General features: G+C 59.2%; 1 protein-coding gene. It reads left to right on the forward strand.

Annotated elements, in window-relative coordinates:
* Nucleotides 1-506, forward strand: a 506-nt coding sequence (locus AC0L28_RS34750) for a trehalose-6-phosphate synthase (protein WP_473483006.1), incomplete at its 5' end; no start/stop codon positions are given.
* Between the last annotated feature and the right edge of the window lie 58 nt (nt 507-564).

Genomic DNA, 564 nt, shown 5'->3' on the forward strand with positions numbered 1-564 from the left:
CGCTACTGCTGCAGATTACCCCGAAATCCCGCGGGGAAATACCGGCCTATCTGGCGCTGCAAAAGCAGATCGCCGAACTGGTGGGAAGTGTCAATGGGGAACTTGGGACCATCGATTGGGTACCAGTACACTACACCAATCGTTCCCATGGCCCGCGGGAACTGGCTGGCCTCTACCGAATGGCACGCGTTGGGCTAGTGACGCCGCTCCGCGACGGCATGAATCTGGTGGCGAAGGAATACGTGGCTGCGCAAGACCCAAGCAATCCGGGCGTTCTCGTGCTCTCGCAGTTTGCCGGCGCCGCTGGCGAATTGGAGGGAGCGGTGCTTGTCAATCCCTATGACCCAGAGGCTGTGGCGGCATCCACGGAAAAGGCATTTCGCATGTCGCCAGAGGAACGGAAATACCGTTGGAGCGCAATGAAGAACAGTCTCATCGGGCATGATGTCTATCGATGGTGCGACGGCTTTCTTGCTAAGCTGGAGGGGGCGGACTTGCCAGCATGAGGCTGATCGCGACCAAGTGAATCAGGGCAGCATTCCGGCCTCGCCGAGGCGTGGTTAA

It is taken from the genome of Mesorhizobium sp. WSM4847 (genome assembly GCF_055811335.1).